At 67.3% G+C, this 25246-nt stretch carries 22 protein-coding genes and 1 riboswitch; of the genes, 11 read left to right on the forward strand and 11 right to left on the reverse strand.

The features are described from left to right. Nucleotides 1-19: 19 nt before the first annotated feature. Nucleotides 20-214 (reverse strand): hemin uptake protein HemP, encoded by a 195-nt coding sequence (gene hemP / locus AC5P6A_RS10680; protein ID WP_005412278.1) that lies wholly within the window; start codon nt 212-214, stop codon nt 20-22. A gap of 289 nt (nt 215-503) precedes the next feature. Then, a complete protein-coding gene (locus tag AC5P6A_RS10685) occupies nt 504-1475 on the reverse strand; it encodes an aldo/keto reductase (protein ID WP_134735121.1) in 972 nt (323 codons plus the stop codon). Between the two features lie 193 nt (nt 1476-1668). On the opposite strand from AC5P6A_RS10685, the gene AC5P6A_RS10690 reads away from it, so the two are divergent. The 5 genes from AC5P6A_RS10690 (at nt 1669) to AC5P6A_RS10710 (ending at nt 6569) form a co-directional block, all read left to right on the forward strand. Continuing rightward, entirely contained in the window at nt 1669-2967 is a 1299-nt protein-coding gene (locus tag AC5P6A_RS10690; protein WP_019661098.1) for a NupC/NupG family nucleoside CNT transporter, read from the forward strand. Between the two features lie 25 nt (nt 2968-2992). Continuing rightward, the gene (locus AC5P6A_RS10695) at nt 2993-3958 is read left to right on the forward strand and encodes a ribokinase (RefSeq protein WP_019661097.1); all 966 of its coding nucleotides are present in this window, start codon (nt 2993-2995) and stop codon (nt 3956-3958) included. 149 nt (nt 3959-4107) lie between these two features. After that, entirely contained in the window at nt 4108-4539 is a 432-nt protein-coding gene (locus tag AC5P6A_RS10700) for a hypothetical protein (RefSeq protein ID WP_111098003.1), read from the forward strand. Between the two features lie 147 nt (nt 4540-4686). Next, nucleotides 4687-5682, forward strand: coding sequence for a tRNA dihydrouridine synthase DusB (gene dusB, locus AC5P6A_RS10705; RefSeq protein ID WP_155030412.1), 996 nt, complete (start codon nt 4687-4689; stop codon nt 5680-5682). 59 nt (nt 5683-5741) lie between these two features. Next, the gene (locus tag AC5P6A_RS10710; protein ID WP_155028968.1) at nt 5742-6569 is read left to right on the forward strand and encodes a methyltransferase domain-containing protein; all 828 of its coding nucleotides are present in this window, start codon (nt 5742-5744) and stop codon (nt 6567-6569) included. A 44-nt stretch (nt 6570-6613) separates the two neighbouring features. Here the strand turns inward: AC5P6A_RS10710 and AC5P6A_RS10715 are convergent, their stop codons facing one another. The 3 genes from AC5P6A_RS10715 to olsF form a co-directional block, all read right to left on the reverse strand. Beyond that, nucleotides 6614-7660 (reverse strand): metal-dependent hydrolase, encoded by a 1047-nt coding sequence (locus tag AC5P6A_RS10715; protein WP_346714920.1) that lies wholly within the window; start codon nt 7658-7660, stop codon nt 6614-6616. A 119-nt stretch (nt 7661-7779) separates the two neighbouring features. After that, nucleotides 7780-8580, reverse strand: a complete 801-nt coding sequence (locus tag AC5P6A_RS10720) for a UDP-2,3-diacylglucosamine diphosphatase (protein WP_346714921.1) — start codon at nt 8578-8580, stop codon at nt 7780-7782. Then, nucleotides 8577-10292, reverse strand: coding sequence for a bifunctional ornithine lipid synthase OlsF (gene olsF / locus AC5P6A_RS10725; protein ID WP_019661091.1), 1716 nt, complete (start codon nt 10290-10292; stop codon nt 8577-8579). The genes AC5P6A_RS10720 and olsF overlap by 4 nt, the downstream gene beginning before the upstream one ends. A gap of 327 nt (nt 10293-10619) precedes the next feature. On the opposite strand from olsF, the gene metK reads away from it, so the two are divergent. After that, nucleotides 10620-11831: a methionine adenosyltransferase gene (metK, locus tag AC5P6A_RS10730; protein ID WP_005408103.1), complete on the forward strand. Its 1212-nt coding sequence runs from the start codon at nt 10620-10622 to the stop codon at nt 11829-11831. Between the two features lie 140 nt (nt 11832-11971). Then, entirely contained in the window at nt 11972-12478 is a 507-nt protein-coding gene (locus tag AC5P6A_RS10735) for an acyl-CoA thioesterase (protein WP_019661090.1), read from the forward strand. 67 nt (nt 12479-12545) lie between these two features. Here AC5P6A_RS10735 and ppc read toward each other — a convergent pair whose 3' ends face one another. Beyond that, entirely contained in the window at nt 12546-15257 is a 2712-nt protein-coding gene (ppc, locus tag AC5P6A_RS10740; protein ID WP_332329073.1) for a phosphoenolpyruvate carboxylase, read from the reverse strand. Nucleotides 15258-15429: 172 nt separating this feature from the next. Next, nucleotides 15430-17946 carry a S9 family peptidase gene (locus AC5P6A_RS10745; RefSeq protein ID WP_134731250.1) on the reverse strand — a complete coding sequence of 839 codons (2517 nt, stop codon included), beginning with the start codon at nt 17944-17946 and terminating at the stop codon, nt 15430-15432. Between the two features lie 120 nt (nt 17947-18066). Beyond that, a riboswitch (S-adenosyl-L-homocysteine riboswitch) is annotated at nt 18067-18150 on the forward strand. Between the two features lie 36 nt (nt 18151-18186). Between AC5P6A_RS10745 and ahcY the strand changes: the two genes are divergently transcribed. The 3 genes from ahcY to AC5P6A_RS10760 all read left to right on the forward strand — a co-directional run bounded on the left by ahcY (nt 18187) and on the right by AC5P6A_RS10760 (nt 20788). After that, nucleotides 18187-19632, forward strand: a complete 1446-nt coding sequence (gene ahcY, locus AC5P6A_RS10750; RefSeq protein ID WP_019661087.1) for an adenosylhomocysteinase — start codon at nt 18187-18189, stop codon at nt 19630-19632. A 197-nt stretch (nt 19633-19829) separates the two neighbouring features. Then, nucleotides 19830-20303: a Cys-tRNA(Pro) deacylase gene (ybaK, locus tag AC5P6A_RS10755; protein WP_134731248.1), complete on the forward strand. Its 474-nt coding sequence runs from the start codon at nt 19830-19832 to the stop codon at nt 20301-20303. Continuing rightward, nucleotides 20303-20788: a hypothetical protein gene (locus AC5P6A_RS10760; RefSeq protein ID WP_134731246.1), complete on the forward strand. Its 486-nt coding sequence runs from the start codon at nt 20303-20305 to the stop codon at nt 20786-20788. The genes ybaK and AC5P6A_RS10760 overlap by 1 nt, the downstream gene beginning before the upstream one ends. Before the next feature lie 75 nt (nt 20789-20863). Here the strand turns inward: AC5P6A_RS10760 and AC5P6A_RS10765 are convergent, their stop codons facing one another. The 4 genes from AC5P6A_RS10765 to AC5P6A_RS10780 are packed head-to-tail and all read right to left on the reverse strand — an operon-like array spanning nt 20864 to nt 24201. Beyond that, a complete protein-coding gene (locus AC5P6A_RS10765) occupies nt 20864-21421 on the reverse strand; it encodes a DUF3228 family protein (protein ID WP_346714922.1) in 558 nt (185 codons plus the stop codon). A gap of 51 nt (nt 21422-21472) precedes the next feature. Beyond that, nucleotides 21473-22204 (reverse strand): LytR/AlgR family response regulator transcription factor, encoded by a 732-nt coding sequence (locus tag AC5P6A_RS10770; protein WP_134735116.1) that lies wholly within the window; start codon nt 22202-22204, stop codon nt 21473-21475. Continuing rightward, nucleotides 22201-23250, reverse strand: a complete 1050-nt coding sequence (locus tag AC5P6A_RS10775) for a sensor histidine kinase (protein WP_346714923.1) — start codon at nt 23248-23250, stop codon at nt 22201-22203. Before AC5P6A_RS10775 ends, AC5P6A_RS10770 begins: the two co-directional genes overlap by 4 nt. A 24-nt stretch (nt 23251-23274) precedes the next feature. After that, complete coding sequence (locus tag AC5P6A_RS10780) at nt 23275-24201, reverse strand: alpha/beta fold hydrolase (RefSeq protein ID WP_346714924.1); 927 nt, start codon at nt 24199-24201, stop codon at nt 23275-23277. A 203-nt stretch (nt 24202-24404) separates the two neighbouring features. On the opposite strand from AC5P6A_RS10780, the gene metF reads away from it, so the two are divergent. Beyond that, nucleotides 24405-25232 (forward strand): methylenetetrahydrofolate reductase [NAD(P)H], encoded by an 828-nt coding sequence (gene metF / locus AC5P6A_RS10785; RefSeq protein WP_019661081.1) that lies wholly within the window; start codon nt 24405-24407, stop codon nt 25230-25232. Nucleotides 25233-25246: the final 14 nt, after the last annotated feature.

The raw sequence follows: 25246 nt of genomic DNA on the forward strand, positions 1-25246 counted from the left end.
GCGGGCGACCAGGCCGCGATTACTTGGTCAGGATCAGCTTGTCGTTGCTGGTGTGCCGCAGGCGATAGAAGCGGTCGCCGTGCTGGATCAGGATTTCACGACGGCCCTTGAGCAGGGCTTCGCTGTCGATGACCTCTTCCGGCGGAACGACACGGACCGGACGATCGCGGAGGGTCAGCGTTTCGGGGCGCAGCAGTACAGGTTGAGCATTCATGAGCATCTGGACTCGTGCGAGGGACGAGTTAAATGATAATGATTCTCAGTTGACAATCAACAACCATTCTCAACTTGATTGATTGGATTAATGATCGAATCTTCAGATTCGATAGATCGTATCAATCAAATGGCGCCGCATGTGTGTAGAGTCGACTGTTGGTCGACTGCTTCGAGCAACAGCAGTCGACCAACAGCCGACTCTACCGAGGCACGGGCCCGAGCCGGCCCGACCGAGGCACGGGCCCGAGCCGGCCCGACCGAGGCCCAGGCCCGGTCGGCCCCGGGATTCAGGCGAAGGCGGCTTCGACGTCGGCCCAGCCGGCGGCGTCGACCTGCTCCAGCGCTTCCAGTGCCTGCAGGTTCTGCAGCAGCTGGCTGACCCGGCTGGCACCGAGGATCACGCTGGAGACGTTCGGGTTGCGCAGGCACCAGGCGATGGCCAGCGTGGCCGGCGCCTGCCCCAGCGCACGCGCCACCTCGCTGAAGCGGCGCACCTGGGCCAGGCGGGCTTCGGCGTCGGCACCCAGCACCAGGTCCTGCAACCACTGCATGCCTTCCCGGCCCAGCCGCGCATCGGCCGGAATGCCCTGGTCGTACTTGCCGGTGAGCAGGCCCGAGGCCAGCGGCGAGAAGATGGTGGTGCCCAGTCCGGCGCCGGCATACAGCGGCGCGTACTCGACCTCCACGCGCTCGCGGTGCAGCAGGTTGTACTGCGGCTGCTCCATCGACGGGCCCTGCAGGTTGCGCGCCTGCGCGATGTCCAGCGCCTGCTGGATCTGCACAGCCGACCACTCCGAGGTCCCCCAGTAGAGGATCTTGCCCTGCCGCACCAGGGTGTCCATGGCATGCACGGTCTCGGCGACCGGTGCGTCCGGATCCGGGCGGTGGCAGTAATAGAGGTCCAGGTAATCCACCCGCAGGCGCTTGAGCGCGGCGTGGCAGGCATCGGTCACATGCTTGCGCGACAGGCCGCGCTGGGTCGGCCGCGGGTCCTTGGCGCTGCCGAAGAACACCTTGCTGGAGACGCAGAAACCGTCGCGCGGCAGGCGCAGGTCGGCGATCACATCGCCCATCACCTGTTCGGCGCGGCCGTTGGCATAGCCCTCGGCATTGTCGAAGAAGTTGACGCCATGATCCCAGGCGGCCGCCACCAGGTTGCGGGCCTCGTCGCGCGGGATCTGGTCACCGAAGGTCACCCAGGCGCCGAAGGACAGGGCGGAAATCGGCAGGCCGGTGGAGCCCAAGCGACGGTATTGCATGCGAATCTCCTGCTGCGGGCCCGCATCCGGGCCGGGATCGAACTCCATTCTACCTGCCGCCGCCGGCCGCAAGCCCTTGCCGTTGCTGGCCCGATCGGTACCGTTGGGTGCGCGCACGCTGCTTTTTCTTGCCCCGGCCCCTGCCCTGCACTAGGCTTCCCGTTTTTCGCGACGCCCCAGGGGAGTCACTCACATGGTCGAAGGTTTGGGCAGGATCGGCTTCGGCCTGTTCGGGTTGGCGGTGCTGATCGGCATCACCTGGTTGTTTTCCAACAACAAGCGTGCAGTTGACTGGAAGCTGGTTGCCACCGGTATCACCCTGCAGATCGCCTTTGCGGCGCTGGTGATCCTGGTGCCGGGCGGGCGCGACGTGTTCGATGCGCTGGGCAAGGGCTTCGTCAAGATCCTCAGCTTCGTCAACGAGGGCTCGGGCTTCATCTTCGGCTCGTTGATGGACACCAAGAACTACGGCTTCATCTTCGCCTTCCAGGTGCTGCCGACCATCATCTTCTTCTCGGCGCTGATGGGGGTGATGTACCACCTCAACGTCATGCAGGCGATCGTGCGCGTGATGGCCTGGTCGATCACCAAGGTGATGCGCGTGTCCGGCGCGGAAACCACCAGCGTCTGCGCCAGCGTCTTCATCGGCCAGACCGAGGCGCCGCTGACCGTTCGCCCGTACATCGCCAGGATGACCCAGTCCGAACTGCTGACCATGATGATCGGCGGCATGGCGCATATCGCCGGCGGCGTGCTGGCGGCCTACGTGGGCATGCTGGGCGGCGGCGATCCGGCGCAGCAGGCTTTCTACGCCAAGCACCTGCTGGCGGCCAGCATCATGGCGGCCCCGGCCACCCTGGTCGTGGCCAAGCTGCTGATTCCGGAAACCGGCACCCCGCTGACCCGCGGCACGGTGAAGATGGAAGTCGAAAAGACCTCCAGCAACATCATCGATGCCGCCGCTGCCGGCGCCGGTGACGGCCTGAAGCTGGCACTGAACATCGGCGCGATGCTGCTGGCCTTCATCGCCCTTATCGCGCTGCTGAACGCGCCGCTGACCTGGGTGGGCGAAGTGACCGGCCTGGCCGCTGCCATCGGCAAGCCGACCAACCTGTCGACCATCTTCGGCTATCTGCTGGCCCCGATCGCCTGGGTGATCGGCACGCCGTGGGCCGACGCCACCACCGTCGGCTCGCTGATCGGCCAGAAGGTCGTGATCAACGAGTTCGTCGCCTACACCGAACTGTCGCAGATCGTGAACGGCCAGATCCCGGGCGTGAGCCTGTCCGCCGAAGGCCGCCTGATTGCCACTTACGCGCTGTGCGGCTTCGCCAACTTCAGCTCGATCGCGATCCAGATCGGCGGTATCGGTGGCCTGGCGCCGGAGCGCCGCCACGACCTGGCCAAGTTCGGCCTGCGCGCGGTGCTGGGCGGTACCATTGCCACCTTCATGACGGCGACCATCGCCGGCGTGCTGACGCACTTCAGTTGAACCCCTGGTTGAGAAAAGATTTCCTATGAGCAGCAGTGTCGTTGTCGTCGGTTCCTTCAATGTCGATCACGTGTGGCGGTGCGAAACGCTGCCGGCACCGGGTGCGACCATTGCCGGCCGCTACAGCACCGGCCCCGGTGGCAAGGGCTTCAACCAGGCCGTGGCGGCCTGCCGCGCTGGTGCGGACACCCACTTCGTGTGTGCGTTGGGCGATGACGCCGGTGGCGCCACTGCGCGCGAACTGGCTGCGCACGATGGCTTCGCGCTGATCGCCGAGGCCAGCAGCGAGCCGACCGGCACCGCCGGCATCTACGTCGATGCCCGTGGCCGCAACACGATCGTGATCGGCCCCGGCGCCAATGCCGCGCTGGGCACCGATTTCCTGCAACAGCAGCAGGCCCTGCTGGCCGGTGCCAAGGTGGTGCTGGTGCAGCTGGAATCGCCGGTGCAGACCATCGAAGCGGCGCTGGCCACGGCCCGCGAGGCCGGTGTCACCACCGTGCTCAACACCGCGCCGGCCGATGCGCCCTCGACCATCGGCCTGCTCAAGCTGGCCGATGTGATCACCCCGAACGAGACCGAGTTCGCCGCCCTGCTCGGCCGCCATGTCGGCGAGCGCGTGGATGCCAACGACGTCGCTGCGCTGGATGGCGCCAGCCTGCATGCGCTGTGCCGCAAGCTGGTCGGCAACGGCACGGTGGTGGTGACCCTGGGTTCGGTGGGCGTGTTCGTCTCTCACGCCGACGAGAACCTGCGCGGCGATACCCAGCCGTACTACCGCGTCGGTGCCGAACAGGTGCAGGCCATCGACACCACCGGTGCCGGTGATGCCTTCAACGGTGCGCTGGCTGCGTCGCTGGCACAGGTGGCCGATGCACCGTTCGCCCGCCACGTGCGCTTTGCCAACCAGTTCGCCGGTCGCTCGACCGAGAAGGAAGGCGCTGCAGCGGCGATGCCGCGCTTCACCCCGGCCGACGCCGAAGCCAAGTAATTCCACGCCACGCGTGGATGACAAGGCCCGGGTGCACAGGCACCTGGGCCTTTCTTTCGCCCATTGCCCAGCCCCTGCGACCGCCTGTCGCATTGCCCACATCCTGCCCCTCGCTCACGATCCGCGCAGCTTCCTTGCACGGGCAGGACATGGACGGATTCCCCTGGTTGCTGGTCGCGGCCGCAGGCAGTGCCGCTGCGGCGCTGCTGCATATCGGCTGCATCGCCTTCGGCGCCGCGTGGTACAGGTACTTCGGTGCCGGCCAGCGCGTGGTCCGGCTGGCACAGGCCGGGCATTGGTGGCCACCGCTGATGACCGCCGGCATCACGGCCGTGCTGGTGGCCTGGACGCTGTACGCACTGGCCGCTGCGGGCTGGCATTCGCCACTGCCGGCCAGTCGTCTGGTCCTGTCGGGCATCGCCCTGCTGTTGCTGCTGCGCGCCGCGATGGGCTTCGGGCTGGCGCTGCTGCGGCCCGGCCACAACGGCCGGCGCTTCTGGATGGTCAGTTCACTGGTCTGCCTCAGCCTGGGGCTGGCCTTCGCACTGGGTACCCGCCAGGCCTGGCAGCGCCTGGGGTAGCCGCCCACCTTCGCCCGCCCTTGGGGGCGGCGGAAGCAACCGTCAAGCATCTGCTGATGCCGGTACGGCATGAGGTCGGTGCCGATCGGCCTGAACCGGGGCGCAGCTGATACGGCCGCGTCGCTGTCGGCGCCCTACAATGGGCGCATGCAGATCGGCCCGTACACCATTGCTCCGAACGTCGTGCTGGCGCCCATGGCCGGCGTCACCGACAAACCCTTCCGCCTGCTGTGCAAACGGCTGGGCGCGGGCCTGGCCGCCTCGGAAATGACCATCAGCGACCCGCGCTTCTGGACCACGCGCAAGTCGATCCACCGCATGGACCATGACGGCGAACCGGCACCGATCAGCGTGCAGATCGCCGGCACCGAGCCGCAGCAGCTGGCCGAGGCCGCACGCTACAACGTCGACCACGGCGCGCAGATCATCGACATCAACATGGGTTGCCCGGCCAAGAAGGTGTGCAACGCCTGGGCCGGCTCGGCGCTGATGCGTGACGAGCAGCTGGTGGCGCGCATCCTCGAGGCCGTGGTCAACGCGGTGGACGTTCCGGTCACGCTGAAGATCCGCACCGGGTGGGACTGCGACCACCGCAATGGCCCGGTGATCGCCCGCATCGCCGAGGACAGCGGCATCGCCGCGCTGGCGGTGCATGGCCGCACCCGCGACCAGCACTACACCGGCCAGGCCGAGTACGCCACGATCGGCGAGATCAAGGCCGCGCTGCGCATTCCGGTGATCGCCAACGGCGATATCGATTCGCCGCAGAAGGCGGCATACGTGCTGCAGCAGACCGGCGTGGACGCGGTGATGATCGGCCGCTCGGCACAGGGCCGGCCGTGGATCTTCCGCGAAGTGGCGCACTTTCTGGCCACCGGTGAGGAACTGCCACCACCGTCGTTGGCGGAAGTGCGCGACATCCTGCTCGGCCACCTGCACGCACTGCATGCGTTCTATGGCGAGCCGCAGGGCGTGCGCATCGCGCGCAAGCACCTGGGCTGGTATGCCAAGGACCGGCCGGAGAACGCCGCCTTCCGCGCCGTGGTCAACCGCGCCGAAGACCCGCAGAGCCAGGTCGCGCTGACCACCGAGTACTTCGACCGCCTGATCGCCGGGGAACCGGCGTTGTCTTCGGCGGCCTGAGCCGCCAATCCTGCGTTTCCGGACAGTCGAGCCTGCTCGACGCTACAAGAGCCCGCCCCATGACCCCGCCGATCTCCTCCCCGACCTACCTGCACGGGTTCTCCGGCACCGAGCAGCAGCGCCTGATGACCCAGGCGCGCCTGCTGGAATCGAGCATCTTCGGCCAGATCGACTACAGCGGCGCGCGGCGCCTGCTGGAAGTCGGCAGCGGCGTGGGTGCGCAGACCGAGATCCTGCTGCGCCGCTTCCCCGAGCTGCACGTGACCGGTGTGGACCTGAGCGAGACCCAGCTGACCACCGCGCGCGAGAACCTGGCGCGCACGCCGTGGTGCAGCGATCGCTACACCCTGCAGCAGGCTGACGCCGGCGAGCTCCCGTTCGAGGCACGCAGCTTCGACTCGGCGTTCCTGTGCTGGGTACTGGAGCACGTGCCGTCACCTGCGCGCGTGCTGAGCGAGGTGCGCCGGGTGCTGGCACCGGGTTCGCCGGTCTACATCACCGAGGTGATGAATGCCTCGTTCCTGCTCGACCCGTATTCGCCGCACATCTGGCGTTACTGGATGGCGTTCAACGATTTCCAGTACGACCACGGGGGCGACCCCTTCGTTGGCGCCAAGCTGGGCAACCTGCTGCTGGCCGGCGGCTTCCGCGACGTGCACACCGAGATCAAGACCATCCACCTGGACAACCGCGAACCGGCGCGGCGCAAGACGATGATCGCGTTCTGGGAGCAGCTGCTGCTGTCGGCCGCCGACCAACTGCTGCAGGCCGGCTCGGTGGACGAGGAAACCGTGGAAGGCATGCGTCGCGAGTTCCGCCTGGTGCAGAACGACCCGAATGCGGTGTTCTTCTATTCGTTCGTGCAGGGCCGCGCCACGGTGTATTGAGCCGACGCGGCACCAATGCTCCCGCATCCACGCATGGCGTGGATCTACTCGACAGCGCCGACTACGGGCGCATGCCAGATCCGCTGCCACATCGCCGCCAGCCGGCGCCCGGCATCAGCGCGCGCGGCGGGACTGCTGTAATCCGCCCGCAGCTGCTCGGGCGTGATTGGCCGCCACTGCCCGTCGACCTGCTCGGCCACGGCGAAGTTGAAGGTGTAGTCCGGCTCCAGGCCCATGCGCAGGTCGCTCAGCACCAGCCGGCCGTCCATCACCTGCGCACGCATAAAGCCACGGTTGAACCAGGTCAGCTGCTGCACCGCCGGGATGCCCCCTGCTTCGCGCAGTACCTGCACGTTGGACGCGTGGCCTTCGAACCGCATCGGCCCGTGGTCGGCCACCAGCGAGCGGTCGCCCACCACGTAGCCGTTCGGCGTCATCGCCACCACCCGCCACAGCAGGGTGTTGAACGGCATCGGCACCGAGAAGCGCGGCGCATCGCCCAGGCCCATCGCCGCCAGGCTCTGCTGGGCAGCACGGTCGACCTGGGCCTTGGCGATCAGGCCCCAGCCCAGGTAGGCACTGCTGGCCAGCAACGCCAGACCCAGCACCTTGCCCGCCCAGGGGCGGGCGCGGCCAAACCAGGCCAGCACGCAGCCCAGCAGCAGCCATACCGTGTAGCCAGGATCGATGATGAAGACACTGGAACCCATGGTCGGATGTGGCCGCAACGGCCACCACAGCTGGGTACCGTAGACGGTGAACGCATCCAACAGCGGATGGGTGACCAGCGCCAGCTGGATCGCCCAGAACCAGCGCAGCGGTGACTGCGCGACGCGGCCATTGCCGAAGCGCTTGAACAGCCACCAGATCAATGCGGCCACCCAGGGCAGCACCAGCAGCGAATGACTGAAACTGCGGTGCTCGATCATGTTCGCCACCGGATCGGCTGCGGTGAAACCGAGCCACAGGGCGTCGAGGTCCGGCAGGGTGCCAAGCGCGGCACCGGCCAGCAGGGCCGCGCGGCGGTGGCCAGGCGGGGCGATGGCAGCAGCGACGGCGCCACCGAGCACGATCTGGGTCAGGGAGTCCATGGGCCGATGCTAGCGGCTTGCGGGCGGTGCATGTAGAGCCGAGCCCATGCTCGGCTGCTCTTCATTGCGTGTAACGGCAGCCGAGCATGGGCTCGGCTCTACATGGGGACAGACGCGGGTTACGCCGCCTGCGACAGGCGCGCGCCCGGCAGCTCCACCAGCGTCTGGCCGTTGTGGTCCAGCAGGCGCAGCGCGCCATCGTGGTCTTCGGCCAGCGCGGTCAGGCTTTCCACCCAGTCGCCGTCGTTCGCGTAGACCAGGCCATCGCGTTCAATCAACGCAGCGCGGTGGATGTGGCCACAGATGATGCCATCCAGTCCGCGACGGCGGACATCGTCCAGCCCGGCCTGCACGAAGCGTTCGATGTAGCGTTCGGCGGCGCCGCTGCGCTTCTTCAGGAATTCAGACAATGACCAGTAGCGCATCCCCAGCAGGCGCCGCACCGCGTTCAACGCCTGGTTGCCGGTCAGGATGCGGTAGTACAGCCAATCGCCGAATTTCTCCTGCAGGCCGCCGAAGTGGGTCACGCCGTCGTACTCGTCCCCATGCGCGACCAGCAGCCGGCGGCCATCGGCGGTCACGTGGATGGCGCGGCGGCGGACCTGCATCGCCGGCAGCATCAGCCCACAGACCTGGCGCAGCGAGGCATCGTGGTTGCCGGGGATGTAGATGATCTCGGTACCCGCACGGCGCAATGCATGCAGGGCCTGGATGACTTCGCTGTGTGACTGCCGCCAATTGGCCCGGCGATGCGCCATCCACCACAGGTCGATGATGTCGCCGACCAGGTACAACCGTTCGCAACGCAGCTGCAAGAGGAACCGTGCCAGCTCGGTGGCATGGCAATGACGTGAACCCAGATGCACATCGGAGACGAACACTGCGCGCCGGCGCGGCGACAGGTTCGCCAGCGCGCTCATGCCGGCGTCCCCGCGTCGCGCAGGTAGCGTTTGCGCTTGTTCGGCCGGATCGCACACAGGTCCACTTCGATCAGGCCGTCGATCGAATCGCTGAAGTCCGGGTCGACACCGAAGGCGAGGAAGCGGGCACCACCGGGTTCACACAGATCGGTGTACTGGCGGTACAGCGTGGGTACGCCGGTACCGAGCGCAGCCAGGTTGGCCTTGAGCACCTCGAACGCGGCGCCTGCATCCAGCTCACCGAAACTGGGCGGTGCGGCGAAGTACTGGAACGGGCGGTTCGATTCGGCCAGGCCAGCGGTACCGCTGTAATAGCGCTGGTAGTACGCCACCAGCTGCTCGCGCGCTTCACGCGGTAGCGCCGCGCTGATCGACACGGCGCCGAACAGGTAGCGGATGCCCGGCCGGCACTGCAGGTAGGCGCCGATGCCCTGCCACAGATAGTCCAGGCTGCGGCTGCCCCAGTAGTCGGGCACCACGAAGCTGCGGCCCAGTTCCAGGCCCTCGGCGATGTGGGTGATGGCATCGTCGGAATAGCGGAACAGCGACGCGCTGTAGAGCCCGGACAGGCCGTGCCGGGCCAGTGCGTGGGCGCCGCGCATGATCCGGTACGCGCCGGCGATTCGCTGCGCGGCGGCGTCCCAGATCACGATGTGCTCGTACTGCGGGTCGTAGTTGTCGAGGTCACGGCTGCGCCCGGTGCCCTCGCCCACCTGGCGGAAGGTCAGTTCGCGCAGGCGGCCCAGCTCCAGCAGCAGCGGCGAATCGGCAGTACAGGTGGCCAGCAGAATCTGCTTGCCATCGGCGGTCTGGCCCAGCTGGGTCGCTGCGGCAATCCCTGCAGCGACCTGCGAAGGGGGCACCGGGGCGGCCAGCGGCTCAGGGCCTGCGCAGGCAGCGGCATTGCCGGCCGCGCCATTGCGGCCCAGCGCATACAGCGCGCGACGTACCGCCAGCAGCTGTGCGCCCGGGTCACCGCCATCGCCCAGCCGCATCGGCTCGCCGATGCTCAGCCGCAGCGGGCGGCCACGACGGGTGAACATCTCGCGTGCCAGCAGGGCGGTGCCGGCCGGCTTGAACAGGGTTGATGCGCCGTAGAACAGCGCCGAGTTGCGCGCTTCCACCCGCACCGGCAGCACCGGCGCCCCGGCGGCGCGGGCAAAGCGCACGAACCCGCGCTGCCAGCGACCATCGCGGATGCCGCGCAGCGAGAGGCGCGAGACCTCGCCGGCCGGGAACACGATCACGCACTGCTCGGCGGCCAGCGCCTCCTCCACCGCGTGCAGACTGCCGCGCTGGGCCTTGCCGCCAAGGATGCGCACCGGCAACAGCAGATCCTGCAGTGGCGCGATAGCCCCCAACAGATCGTTCGCCACGATCCGCACGTCACGGCGGATACGGCCGACCGCGTCCAGCAGCGCCAGCGCGTCCAGCGCCCCGGACGGATGATTGGCAACAATCAGCAGGCGGCCGGTGGCCGGGATCTTCGCCAGCGCGGCCGGATCCACCTGGTACTGGCCATCGACGAATTCCAGGGCGGCGGCGACGAAGCCGAATCCGCGCAACCCTGCACTGCGCTTCAGGAAGGCCTCGATCTGGTCCAACCGCGACCAGCGACCGACGCTGCGCAGCAGCGGCCGTGCCAGCTGGCCACGACGGCCATGGAACCAATCGGGGAAGCGTTGCTGGAGACGCTGTTCGAGTTCCTGCATGGCGGATCCACTTATGCCCGGCGGCCGGATTGGCCGACAGCCTGCGCCCGGCAGGCGGCAGCCAGATGGCGGTTTCGGGGCAGAACGATGACGGCCGGTCCGGCAGGGTCGCGGCCTGCGCGGTCCGGGGTTGGACAGCCCCGTCCGTCGTCACGCTGGTGGAACACTGGGCCTCGAGGCCGGGCCCCAATCCCGTCACGACGGCCCCTGCCAGGCCTACGCGGGCTTAACCACCGGCAACCGGTACCGGTTCACAATGCACAGGCGGCGCACCCCGTGTATCATGCGCGCCCATCTTTCCATCCGAATCAAGGGATATTACGCCTGATGTCCAGCTATCTCTTCACCTCCGAGTCGGTCTCTGAAGGCCATCCGGACAAGGTTGCCGACCAGATCTCCGATGCGGTGCTGGACGCGATCCTGACCCAGGACCAGCGTGCCCGCGTGGCCTGCGAGACCATGGTCAAGACCGGCGTTGCCATCGTGGCCGGTGAAATCACCACCAGCGCCTGGATCGACCTGGAAGCGCTGACCCGCAAGGTCATCACGGACATCGGCTACGACAGCTCCGACGTCGGCTTCGACGGCGCCACCTGCGGCGTGCTGAACCTGATCGGCAAGCAGTCGCCGCACATCGCCCAGGGCGTGGACCGCAAGAAGCCGGAAGAAATGGGCGCTGGCGACCAGGGCCTGATGTTCGGCTATGCCACCAACGAGACCGACAGCTACATGCCGGCCGCGATCCACCTGTCGCACCGCTTGGTCGAGCAGCAGGCCAAGATCCGCAAGAAGAAGAACTCGCCGCTGTCGTGGCTGCGCCCGGACGCCAAGAGCCAGGTCACCCTGCGCTATGAAAACGGCGTGGTCTCGGCCATCGACGCCGTGGTCCTGTCGACCCAGCACGCCCCGGGCATCAAGCAGAAGGACCTCATCGAGGCCGTCCGCGAAGAAATCATCAAGCCGGTGCTGCCGGCCAAGTGGCTGCACAAGGGCACCAAGTTCCACATCAACCCGACCGGCAAGTTCGAGATCGGCGGCCCGGTGGGCGACTGTGGCCTGACCGGCCGCAAGATCATCGTCGACACCTACGGCGGCTGGGCCCGTCACGGTGGTGGCGCGTTCTCCGGCAAGGACCCGTCCAAGGTCGACCGTTCGGCTGCCTACGCGGCCCGCTACGTCGCCAAGAACGTGGTTGCTGCCGGCCTGGCCGACCGCTGCGAAGTGCAGGTCTCCTACGCCATCGGCGTGGCCGAGCCGACCTCGATCTCGGTCACCACCTTCGGCACCGGCAAGATCAGCGATGACAAGATCGAGAAGCTGATCCGCAAGCACTTCGACCTGCGCCCGTACGGCATCATCAAGATGCTGGACCTGATCCACCCGATGTACCAGCAGACTGCGGCCTACGGCCACTTCGGCCGCAAGCCGAAGGAGTTCAGCTACCTCAACGGCGAAGGCGAGACCGTCAACGCCACGGCCTTCTCCTGGGAGAAGACCGACCGCGCCGCCGCCCTGCGCGCCGATGCGAAGCTGAAGTAAGAAACACGAAGGGCCGCTCACGCGGCCCTTCTGCTTTCTGTAGAGCCGAGCCCATGCTCGGCTTTCTTTTTCTTGCGACAAGAGCAGCCGAGCATGGGCTCGGCTCTACAAGGGCTACGCCACGCCGATACAATCGGCCCATGTCGACCGAACTGAAAACCCACCAGCTGTCCATGACCGTACTGATGTCGCCGGACATGGCCAATTTCTCCGGCAAGGTCCACGGTGGCGCGATCCTGAGGCTGCTCGACCAGGTCGCCTATGCCTGTGCCAGCCGCTACGCCGGCAGCTATGTGGTCACCCTGTCGGTGGACCAGGTGATGTTCCGCCAGCCCATCGCGGTGGGCGAGCTGGTCACCTTCCTGGCCTCGGTGAACCATACCGGCACCTCGTCGATGGAGATCGGCATCAAGGTGGTGGCCGAAGACATCCTCAAGCGCAGCGTGCGCCACGCCAACAGCTGTTTCTTCACGATGGTGGCCGTGGATGAGGAAGGCCGGCCGACGCCGGTGCCAACATTGCAGCCGGTCACCTCGGACGAGAAGCGCCGCCAGGCCGCAGCGCTGATCCGCCGCCAACTGCGCCAGGAAATGGAACAGCGCCACCTGGAACTGCTGGCATCGAATCCTCCGTCGCCGGAGGAGTGAGGGTGTGCGGGGCACGCCCCGCACCCACCGAGGCAGGTAGCGCCGGGCCATGCCCGGCGGATACGCATCAACCCGTGTTCTGCACCCCCTGCGAAACACCGTTCACGCACGCCACCAGCGCGCGCAGCAGCTCGTCATCCTCGCGCCCGCTGGCCCGCCAGCGCTGCAGCAGATCCACCTGCAGCACGCTGATCGGATCGACGTAGGGATTGCGCAGGCGGATCGACAGCGCTAGCCGCGCATCATGGTCCAGCAGCGTCTTCTGGTCCATCAGCGCCAGCAGCCAGTGCCGGGTAAGTTCCAGTTCGCGCTGTACCTGCGGGAAGAAGCGCCCGTGCAGGTCGCCAGACAACAGCGAGAACTGCTCGGCGATGGTGATATCGCCCTTGGACAGCACCATCGCGATGTCGTCCAGGAAGGTGCGGAAGAACGGCCAGTCACGCGCCATTTCGCGCAGGGTCTCTTCATGGCCAGCGTCCACCGCCGCCTGCAGGCCGCTGCCCACGCCGTACCAGCCGGGAATGACGGCACGCGCCTGGCTCCAGGCAAACACCCAGGGAATCGCACGCAGGTTGCCCAGTGCCGCATCCTGGCCGAGCCGGCGCGAAGGACGCGAGCCCAGCGTCATCCGCTCGATCACGTCGATGGGTGTGGCGGTACGGAAGTAGTCCATGAAGCCGGCCTGGCCAACAAAGGCGCGATACACCTCGCTGCTGGCCGATGACACCGCGTCCATCACCGGCCGCCACGCATCCTCGCGCGGCTCGGCGGCACGCGGGCGCAGGCTGGCGCGCAGCACCGCACCGGTGGCCTGTTCCAGCGAGCGCAGGGCCAGCGCGCGGATGCCATATTTGCGATGGATCACTTCGCCCTGCTCGGTCACCCGCAGGCGGCCATCGATGCTGCCGCGCGGTGACGCATCGACCGCGTGCGTGGTCTTCCCCCCGCCACGGCTGATCGAGCCGCCACGGCCATGGAAGAAGGTCAGGCGGATGCCCGCCTCGGCCGCCACCTCCAGCAGTTCCACCTGCGCGCGCTGCAGGCCCCAGCGCGAGGCGGCGATGCCACCGTCCTTGCTGCTGTCCGAATAGCCGAGCATCACCATCTGCACGTCGTCGCGCGCACGCAGATGGGCGCGGTAGACCGGGTCGGCCAGCAGGTCACGCAGGGTGGCCGTGCCACGCTTGAGGTCATCCACGGTTTCAAACAGCGGCGCGATGTCCAGCGGCACCGTGTCATCGGCGTCGACCAGGCCACCACGCCGCGCCAGCGCCAGTACCGCCAGCACGTCGCTGCGGTCGTGCGCCATCGAAATGATGTAACTGCCCAGTGCATCGCCGCCATGGCGTGCGCGTGCATCAGCCAGCGCGGCAAACACCGCATCCAGCCGCTGGTTGCCTTCGTCGTCGCCCTTCGGCAACGGCGTGTCACCACTCGCATGCGGCGCCAGCAGGCGCGCACGCCCCACGGCATCGAGATCGTCCCACGCTACGTCACTGCCCAGCACCGTGGCCAGCGCACGCGCATGCACGCTCGATTCCTGGCGCACATCCAGCCGCGCCAGATGGAAGCCGAACGTCTTCACCCGCCACAGCAGACGCTGCACGGCAAAGCCGCCGGCATGTTCGCCGCGATTGGCGCGCAGGCTGTCGAGGATCAGCTGCAGATCGTCGATCAGTTCGGCGGGGCCGGCGTAGGCGCCGCTGCCATCATCCAGCGTGGCCTGCAGGCGTGCGCGCATGCGGTCGTTGAGCAGGCGGTACGGCATGTCGGCATGGCGCGGGCGCGACTGCACCTGCGGCAGCAGCTGCTGGTACTGCGCCACGCGTGCCTGCAACGCATCACTCACGCCCACTCGCTCGGTAGACTGGCTGAGCAGGCTGGCCAGCTGCAGCAGTTCCTTCTGGTAGCGCCCCAGCACTGCCTGCCGCTGTGCATCCAGCGTGTTGCGGATGGTGGTGGCATCCACGTTCGGGTTGCCGTCCATGTCGCCGCCCACCCAGGTGCCGAAGCGCAGCAGGCGCGGCAGCGGCAGTTCTTCGCCGAAGGTATCGCGCAGCGCCTGCTGCAGCGATTCGTACAGCACCGGGATCACCCGGTACAGCACCTGTACCAGATAAAAGCCGACGTGCTCGCGCTCGTCGTCCACGGTGGGCCGCACCGGCGAGGAATCGGTGGTCTGCCACGAAGCGGTCAGCGCCATGCGGAAGCGCGCGGCATCGGCGGCCGCTTCCCCCGGCGTGCGCTGGCCATCAAGGTTGTCGACCAGGCTGGCCACCATCAGCTGCTCTTTCTCCAGCAGCGCGCGGCGCACCGCTTCGGTCGGGTGCGCGGTAAACACCGGTTCGATGTCGATGCGCGGCAGCCATTGCGCCAGCTCGTCCAGCGTCACGCCCTGCGCCTTCAGGTGCTGCAGCGCATCCTGCAGGCCATCGGGCTGCGCCCCTGCGGTACCGGCACGCTGGTAGTCACGGCGGCGGCGGATGCGATGCACGCGCTCGGCGATGTTGACCACCTGGAAATAGGTGCTGAACGCCCGCACCATGGTCTCGGCCTGCTGCGGCGTGCGCCCGGCCAGCCCTTCGGCCAGCTCGGACAACGCCGCCTGGTTCTCGCGGCGGGCGATGGCGCGGGTGCGCACGTCCTCGACATCGTCGAGGAAAGCGGCGGAGACCTGTTCAACCAGCAGGTCGCCGACCAGCGCGCCGAGCCGGCGCACGTCATCGCGAAGCGGAAGATCGGGAGAAGCAAACTCGATGCTGCTGCGGTACTCGTTCATCGGCGACGCACAGGCCTCGGTCAACGGATCCAGACCCCAAGCCTAAACCAGAACGGGCAGCGTGCTGCGATGCAAAAATGGTTTCATCTGGTAGTGCCGGGCGCTGGCCGGCAACCTCAGCTTGCGTGAGTCCATGAGGTTGCCGGCCAGCGGCCGGCACTACCGGGTCCGGTCAGCGCTTCTTCTTCGCCTTGCCCTGCTCGGCCGGGCCAATGGTCTGCTCCAGCCAGCGCTCGCTCTCGGCCAGCATGGTCATGATCGATTCGCGTGCGCGGTAGGCATGCGATTCGTTCGGCAGCATCACCAGCCGCGCGGTGCCACCCAGGCCCTTCACCGCGGCGAACATGCGCTCGCTCTGGATCGGGAACGTGCCGGAGTTGTTGTCGTCCACGCCGTGGATGAAGAGGATCGGATCCTTGATCCTGTCGGCGTAGTTGAAAGGCGCCATCTTCTGGTAGACCTCCTGTGCCTGCCAGTAGTTGCGTTCCTCGGCCTGGAAGCCGAACGGGGTGAGCGTGCGGTTGTAGGCGCCGCTGCGGGCGATGCCGGCCTTGAACAGGCGGGTGTGTGCCAGCAGGTTGGCGGTCATGAACGCACCGTAGGAATGGCCGCCGATGGCGATGTGATCGCGATCGGTCACGCCACGGCGCACCACCTCATCCACCGCTGCCTGCGCGTTGGCCACCAGCTGTTCGATGTAGGTGTCGTTCGGCTCCTTGTCGCCCTCACCGATGATCGGCATCGACGGGCTGGCCAGCACCACATAGCCCTTGGCCAGGAACGCCTGCGGGCCCCAGTAGCTGACCGCGTTGAAGCGGTACGGCGAATCGGTCACCTGGCTGGCCGCAGCCGCGCTCTTGAACTCACCCGGGTAGGCCCACATCAGCAGCGGCCGCGGGCCGTCCCGCTTGGGGTCGTAGCCCGGCGGCAGCAGCAGGGTCGCGGTAAGGTCGACCCCATCCTTGCGCTTGTAGCGGATCTGCTCCTTCTGCACGCCCTTCAACTGCGGCAGCGGGTGCGCGAAATGGGTCAGCGCGCGCGGTGCAGCACCGGCATCGGCCAGCGACTGCACGTAGAAGTTGGCCGGCTCATCCGGGCTCTCGCGGCTCAGCAGCAGCGAGCTGGCCTGGTCGTCCAGCAACGCCACCGGCAGCGAATAGCTCGGCGCCTGCGAGTGGAACAGGCGCGTTGCCTTGCCCGTGGCGATGTCGAAGCGGTCCACGAACGGACGGTCGCCTTCCGGCGAAGCACCGGCACCGGCCAGGTACAGGCTGCTGCCATCGGGGCTGGTCTGCAGCAGCGAACGACCCCGCTCGTCACTGGCCAGTAGCGGCCGGCCCGGATCGGCATAGCGGTCCTGCGCGTCACGATCCCACAGCAGGCGCGGCTCGGCACCGGCGTTGTCCGGGGCGATCAGCCAGGTCTTGGTCCTGCGGGTCTTCCACCACGATTCGGTCAGCAGGGCCAGGTCACCGCGGCCCCAGCTGATGCCGGCCAGGCGGCTGCCAAGCTGGGCCAGGGTGACCGGCGGTTTGTCGAACGGCGCGGCCTGCATCAGCACCGCATCGCGCACCTTGGCGTCCCTGTTCGGGTCGCCGCCGTCCTGCGCTTCGGCCCAGACGAGGGTGGCGTCGGCATCACCGCGCCAGCTGATGTCGCGCACGCCGGTCACTTCGGCATCGTTGCCGGTCGGCAGCCCTTCCACCAGCGGGCGAACGGCGACGGTGTGCACCAGCTTGCCGCTGGCACGGTCGATCACTTCAATGCGGCGCGGGAAACTGCTCACCGGCACCACGTAGGAGTACGGGCGCTGCACCGGCTGGCGCAGCACGAAGCGGCCATCCGGCGACACCGAGAAGCCCATGAAGATGCCGGCCGCGCCGATCGCGCGGGTGCTGCCATCCAGGCCGACTTCCATTGGCTGGGTAGTGGCGTAGTAGTCGAACTGGCGTGCGTCGGCCTCGTTCTTCAGCAGGTCCTGGTAGGTACGGATCGACACCACGCCGCCGCCCTGGCTGGTCTGCTGCACGGCCGGGCCGGTCGGAATGCCATCGGCGGGCGGGGCCGCACCGAGGTTGGCCGGGCGGGTGAACACCACCAGGCCGCGGCTGTCCGGCAGCCACTGGTAGCCGCTGCCGATCACCGTGTTCAGGCCGGCAACCAGGCGGCGGGCACTGCCGCCGGCCACGTCCACCAGCCACAGTTCATTGGCGCCACTGGCAGCGTCGACCTGGTTGAAGGCAAGCCACTTCTGGTCCGGCGACCACATCACACTGGCGATCGACAGCTTGGCCGGCAGGCCGCTGATCTGCCGCTCCTTGCCGTCGGCCACGTTCATCAGCCACAGCTTCTCGCCGAAGCTGAAGCGGCTGTCGGAGAACGTGCGCGGGTTGATGCGCAGGCCAGCCAGCTTCAGTTCCGGCTGCGCCACCACCTGGATCGACGGCAGCGACGGCATCTGCATCATCGCGGCCACGTCGCGGCGCGGCGACAGGAACAGCGACGGCGCGCGCGGGGCGTCGACCACTGCCTGCAGTGCGGCCGATGGCAGTTCGTAGCCATTGACGCCCTGCGCCTGCGCCGGAGCTGGCTGCGAGGCGGCCGCCCAGGCCAGCGGGGCCACCGCCAGCAGCCCCATCGACAGGACCAGGCCGGTCCACCGCCGCGTACGGCGCGCGTGCATGCTCATCGTTCCACCTGTGTGATGCGTGAAAACACCGACCTTAACAGGCCGTGCACGCGGCCCCATCTGCCGATGGTTGGGTCATGCCGATGTCATGCCGGGGCCGCGATATAATGGGGGTTCTCCCCTGCCGAGGGGCGCTGCGACCGGATCCCACGAGGCCCGGCCAGGCTCGGTAAGGTGGCTTTGTAACAACGGCGCCCGGCTAGATGCGAGCATCCGCTCGCCCACAACCGGAGCACACGAATGAACGCTGTTGCCAAGACCTTCTCCACCGAAGGTGATTACAAGATCCGCGATATCACGCTGGCCGATTGGGGCCGCAAGGAACTGGACATCGCCGAGCACGAAATGCCGGGCCTGATGTCGATCCGCCGCAAGTACCAGGCCGAGCTGCCGCTGAAGGGCGTGCGCGTGACCGGCTCGTTGCACATGACCATCCAGACCGCAGTGCTGATCGAGACCCTGAAGGACATCGGCGCCGACGTGCGCTGGGCCTCGTGCAACATCTTCTCGACCCAGGACCACGCGGCTGCCGCCATCGCCGCCACCGGCACCCCGGTGTTCGCCTGGAAGGGCGAGACCCTGGAAGAGTACTGGGACTGCACCCTGGACGCGCTGACCTTCACCCTGGCCGACGGCACCCTGACCGGCCCGGAACTGGTGGTCGACGACGGCGGTGACGTGACCCTGCTGATCCACAAGGGCTACGAGCTGGAAAACGGCAGCGACTGGGTCAACACCGCCTCCGCCTCGCACGAAGAACAGGTCATCAAGAACCTGCTCAAGCGCGTGGCCAAGGAGCGCCCCGGTTACTGGGGCCGCGTGGTCAAGGACTGGAAGGGTGTCTCCGAGGAGACCACCACCGGCGTGCACCGCCTGTACCAGCTGGCCCAGGCCGGCACCCTGCTGATCCCGGCGATCAACGTCAACGACTCGGTCACCAAGAGCAAGTTCGACAACCTGTACGGCTGCCGCGAGTCGCTGGCCGACGGCCTGAAGCGCGCGATGGACGTGATGCTGGCCGGCAAGGTGGCCGTGGTCTGCGGCTACGGCGACGTCGGCAAGGGCTGCGCGGCCTCGCTGCGTGCCTACGGTGCACGCGTGATCGTCACCGAGATCGACCCGATCTGCGCCCTGCAGGCGGCGATGGAAGGCTATGAAGTCAACACCATCGAATCGACCCTGGGCCGTGCCGACCTGTACGTCACCACCACCGGCAACCGCGACATCATCCGCATCGAGCACCTGAGCGCGATGAAGGACCAGGCCATCGTCTGCAACATCGGCCACTTCGACAACGAGATCCAGGTCGACGCACTGGTGTCCTACCCGGGCATCAAGCACGTCAACATCAAGCCGCAGGTGGACAAGTACATCTTCCCGAACGGCAACGCGATCTTCCTGCTGGCCGAAGGCCGCCTGGTGAACCTGGGCTGCGCCACCGGCCACCCGAGCTTCGTGATGTCCAACAGCTTCGCCAACCAGACCCTGGCGCAGATCGACCTGTGGGCGAACAAGGACAGCTACGAGAAGAAGGTCTACCTGCTGCCGAAGAAGCTGGACGAGGAAGTGGCGCGCCTGCACCTGGAAAAGATCGGCGTGAAGCTCACCACCCTGACCCAGGAACAGGCCGACTACATCGGCGTGCCGGTGGAAGGCCCGTTCAAGCCGGACCACTATCGCTACTGATGCCTGCAGGGTGCCGGACAGCGGCCGGCACTACCGGTGCATGCGACACGGACGGGCGCCTTCGGGCGCCCGTTCTGCGTTGGCGTGTGGTCGTACACCCCGCATCCAGTCTCCACTGGTAGATCCACGCCATGCGTGGATGCTCCGGCAGTAGCTTCGGTCAAGGCAACGCGCCCAGCGCGCGCTACGATGCAGCCATGACCCCGGCCATCAACCTGCTCAAGCGCGAGAAGATCGCCCACACCGTGCGCAGCTACGTGCACGACGCCCACGCCGAATCCTATGGCGGCGAAGCCGTGGACAAGCTCGGCCTCGATCCAGCCCAGGTGTTCAAGACCCTGCTGGCCAGCACCGAGACACACGAACTGCTGGTGGCGATCGTACCGGTGGCCGGCCAGCTGGACCTGAAGGCACTGGCCGAAGCGGCCGACTGCAAGAAGTGCGAGATGGCTGCTGCTGACGCCGCGCAGCGCGCGACCGGTTACCTGGTCGGTGGCATCAGCCCGCTCGGGCAGAAGAAACGCCTGCGCACCTTCCTGGATGCCAGCGCTCAGGCATTGCCCGCGCTGCATGTCAGCGCCGGTCGCCGCGGCCTGGAAGTGGAACTGGCTCCGGCTGACCTGCTGCGCCTCACCGCCGGCCACTACGCTGCCATCGGCAAGTCTCGCTGATGCGCTGGCCGTGGTCTGCAGCACCGATTCCCCGTCTCGACGATGCACAGGCCGATGTGCTGTTGCAGGACCTGCTGTCGCGCGACGCAACGCGCATCACCGATGCCGCACGTAGCGTCGCACGGCTGTTCAGTGCCTCATCGTTGGACACGTTGGCCACACATGTCGACCTGATCGAACGCAGCTGCGAGGGCATCGCCCTGGGCGGCATGCTGATCAGCAACCAGGCACACCTCAAGGCGGGCCTGCAACGGCTACGCTACTGGCAGGCGCGTAAGGGATGCCTGTGTGCGCTCAACCCCGGCTACCCGTTCTTCGATCCGCGTCGCCTGATCGAACAAGGGCAGATGCAGCTGCTCTCGTTGCAGGAGGCCGAGGATGGTTGGGGCGATTGCCACACCGTTGCCTGCACGCAATGCGGCCAGCATTGGCAGGCCATCGACCGCGAGTACCATTACCCGTGGTGGGAATGGAAAGCTGCCTGAAGGCCAAGCAGCCACGCATGGCGTGGCTCTACTGCGGTCCGCACATTCACGCGATGCGTGGATGGCAAATATTGCTCACGGCCGCCAGTTCGCGTTGTTCTCCCAGAACTCGACAGAACGCCGGTACGCCTCACGGTCCAGCGGCACGCCGGAGCCGCCCTCCTCCACGCCCAGCGCATTGCGCATCATCGTGATCGGCGCCATTGGCACCTCTTCCGGTTCGGCGGTGTAGATGCAGCCGACGATGCCCCAGTCGGCCTCGATCGGCGAGCCTTCCCTGGCCAGCTGCTCGGCGCTGTACAGGATCGCCACCAGGTAGTTCGCACGCGGCGATTCCACGCCCTCGAACCAACGCACCAGCACCGGCAATTCCTCGCGGTTGCGCGCTTCGTAACCACTGCGCAGCAGGTGGCGGTTGGCCTCGGTGACCGGCATCGTCAGGCAGCGCGTGCTGGTCCAGTTCTCGTAGACGAACAGCTTGCAGAACGGGGCGTAGCCGTCGAGCACCTTCAGCGGTGCGTGCGCATTGAGGTGTGCCTCGAACTGCTCGGCAGTGCAGTCCTGGATGGTGTTGCCGCGCGGCACGCGCGGGAACAGGCGGGGACGGGCGAAATCGGTGAGGACGATGGACATGGCGCAGGTGTGATCAGGAGTTCTGCTGCACAGGGTAACTGCTGGCAGCCCCTACAACGCCATCCGCTCGCGCAGTTCACGTGCCTGCCGCCGCGATACCTCCACCTCGCTGCCGTCGTCCAGCGTCAGGTCGTAGCCATCTGCAATGCTGGGCGTCACGCCACGAATGCGGCGCAGGTTGACCAGCGTGTTGCGGTTGGCGCGGAAGAACAACTCCGGCGGCAGGCGTGCTTCCAGCGCGATCAGGCTGCGGGTCAGCAGGGCGTTCTGGTCGCGGAACCATAGCCGTGTGTAGTTGCCATCCACCACCAGCCGTCGGATCTCGGAGACCGCGACGAACCAGCAGCGTTCGCCCTCGCGCACGAACACCTGGTCCTGCGCGCCCAGCGTGCTGCGCGGCTCCGGCGTTTCGCCCGCCACCACCTCGCGCTGGCGCGCCCGCTGCAACGCTTCCAGCAAGCGCGGCGCCTCGACCGGCTTCACCAGATAGTCCAGCGCATTGGCCTGGAAGGCGCGCACCGCGTAGGTGTCGTAGGCAGTAACGAACACCACCGCCGGCACCGCCTCCAACCCATCCAGCACATCGAAGCCGCTGCCGGAGGGCATCTGTACATCCAGCAGCACCAGGTCCGGGGCCAGTGTGGCGATCGCCTCGCGTGCAGCGGGCACATCGTCGGCCTCGCCCACGCACTGCACCCACGGCAGCGCCGACAATAGCGTGCGCAGCTCCTGGCGCGCCAGCCGTGCATCATCAACGATCAACACACGCAGCATGGCACTCATTGTGGAATCTCCAGCAGGGCCTGCATGCGGTCGCCGACCGGCTGCAGGGTGAAACGCCCCTGCGTGCCGAGCTGCGCACGCAGGTAGGCAAGGCCAACACCATGCCCGTGGGTGAGCTCGCTGGCGTTGCCCAACGGGTTGTCCACCTGAAGGCGCAACACATCGTCGTCCAACGTGGCCCGGATCTCTATCCCGCCACCGCCGGGGCGACTGGCGATGCCGTGCTTGATGGCATTTTCAACCAGCAACTGCAGCGCCATCGCCGGCAATTGTGCCTGCAGGGCGCCGGCATCGATGTGCTGTCCTACCTGCAGGCGCTGCTCGAAGTGGATCGCCTCGATGGCCAGGTAATCGTCCACGACCGACAGTTCCTCGGCCAGCGTGACCTGCTCGCTGCGGTTGTTCGCCAGCGCCTGCCGCAGCGTGCGCGACAGGCGGGTGACCATGTCGCGGGCCCGCTCCGGGTCTTCCAGGATCAGCGCGCGCAGGTTGTTCAGCGCATTGAACATGAAGTGCGGGTTGAGCCGTGCGCGCAGTGCATCGCGCTCCAGTGCGCTGCGTTCTGCTTCGGCTCGCAGCCGGGCCAGTTCACTGTGGCGCGCCCGGCGCAGACCGTGCAGGCCGGCCCATAGGCCGGTCCACATCAGCAGGAACAGCGCGGTGTTCATCCAGTACACCAGCAGCGAAGACCATCGGTAATCCGCGTGGCCACCGGGCAGCTGCACCCAGCCCAGTGCCAGCGCCGGCAGCAGCAACGCCGCCGTCATCGCCTGTGCGACGCTGGCACCGGCCACCACACCGGCGGCCAATTTCAACACCAGGCTGCCCAGGCTCCCCTCCCACCAGCGCTGGCGCAGCGCCACCGCGCGCAGCATGCCGCTGCACAGCCACAGGCAGGCGGCCACGCTGACGGTGATCAACACGATGCCGCTGAATACCACGCCGCCGCCGATCCGCATCCCCGCCCACAGCCCGTACATCGCATAACCCGCCCATGCCAATGCATTGAGCGTCCAGAAACGGCGGGATGAGGTGGTGGCGTCCATGCGGGCTCTCGGCGAGGACAAGGGTCAGGGGTGCGCGGCGAGGAAACGCTGCACCTGCTCCTGCAGCCACCGCGGATCATCCCACATCAGGAAGTGGAAACCCTGCGCGCTCATCGCGATCTGCACGCCCTGCAGTTTCGCGTACTGCGCCTGGAACACCGCGCGCGTGCTGTCCTCGGTGCCGCCCATCGGCTGGTAGCCGGCCCAGCTGCCCAGCACCAGTGTCGGTGCGGTGATCGAGGCGATGCTGTCGCGCAGGTCAGTGGTGATCACCGCATGCATGGCGTCAGCGGTGGTCTGGCGGTCGCTGGCTTCGCCCCAGCGCCCCAGTTCGGCCTGCCGCTGCGGATCGCGGGTCATGCCCGGCAGGCCGGCTTTCAGCTGCGCCTGCCACTGCGCGACATCGGCGGCGAGCATGCCCTTGCGCAGCTGGTCGGCCATCGGCCGCACGCTGTCTGCGGTGGCGTTCGGGTCACGCGCGGCCGGCAGGAACGGCAATGCATCGACCACCACCAGCGCGCTGACTGCCTTCGGCTCGGCCTGCGCCATCTGCAGCCCCAGCAGGCCGCCAAGACTGTGGCCGATCACCACCACCGGGCCCAGCTGTTGGTCATGCAGGTAGGCCAGCAGCTGCCCGCGCATCGCCGTCAGGAATTCGGCCGGGCGCGGGTCGGCAGGCGCAGCGCCGGCAAAGCCCGGCAGCTGCACCAGATGGCACTGCACGTCCTTCAGCGCCAGGCAGGTCTCGCGCCAGACCTCGGCGCTGCTGTTCAGGCCGGGGATCATCAGCAGCGGACGGCCCTTGCCGACCACCTCGACCTGCACCTTGCCGGTGCCGGTGGCGGCCGCCGCATGGGCCGAACCGGAGCCGAGCACCGCCATCGCCATGCCGATCATCGCCAGCCGGGCCAGCGCCTTCATTGCGTACCAGAGTGCCAGGAAGATCTTCATCGTCTGCTCCTTCATCGGGTGGGTGCTGCCGGGATGGGAGCAGCGTGGGCCCGGCCGACGCATGCCGGTTGCGATTTCGGAGCAGCGGCCGGACGGCGGGGCGAACGGTCGCGGGTTGGGGACGGCTGGCCCTCACGCAATCTTCAAACATCCATCTTGATGAAGAGATATACTGCTTCGCTCCGACCGCCGCCATCCGCGCCATGACCGCCATCAGCTTCGAGTTCTATCCGCCCAAGACCGACGAACAGCGCAGCCAGCTGGACCGTGCTGCGGCCAAGCTGAAGGACTACGCCCCCGAATACGTGTCGTGTACCTTCGGCGCCGGTGGCTCGACCCTGAGCTACACCTCCGAGACCGTGCGCCACCTCAACCAGCACCATGGGTTCGATGCCGCGCCGCACCTGTCGTGCGTGGGCGGCACCCGCCAGGAGATCCGCGAGCTGCTCAAGCTGTACCGCGCCATCGGCTGCCGCCGCCTGGTCGCGCTGCGTGGCGACCTGCCCTCGGGCATGGGCTTTCCCGGCGACATGCGCTATGCCGCCGAACTGATCGCCTTCATCCGCGCCGAACACGGCGATGCGTTCCACATCGAAGTGGGCGCGTATCCGGAGACGCATCCGCAGGCCTCCGATTCACTGGCTGACCTGAAGCACTTCAAGGCCAAGATCGATGCCGGTGCCGATGCGGCCATCACCCAGTATTTCTTCAATCCGGACGCGTACTTCCATTTCGTCGATGAAGTGCGGCGGCTGGGCGTGCAGGTGCCGATCACGCCGGGCATCATGCCGATCGCCAACTTCAGCCAGCTGCGCCGCTTCTCCGAACAGTGTGGTGCGGAGATTCCGCGCTGGATCAGTCGCAAGATGCAGGCCTATGGCGATGATGCGGAGTCGGTGCGTGCATTCGGCACGGAAGTGGTGGCCCGGCTGTGCCAGCGCCTGATCGAGGGCGGCGCACCCGGCCTGCACTTCTACACCCTGAACCTGGCCAAGCCGACCACCTCGGTGCTGAAGCTGCTGCAGGGCTGAGAGCACGACGCGCA

The sequence above is a fragment of the Stenotrophomonas sp. YJH_SMC_20 genome (assembly GCF_059367845.1).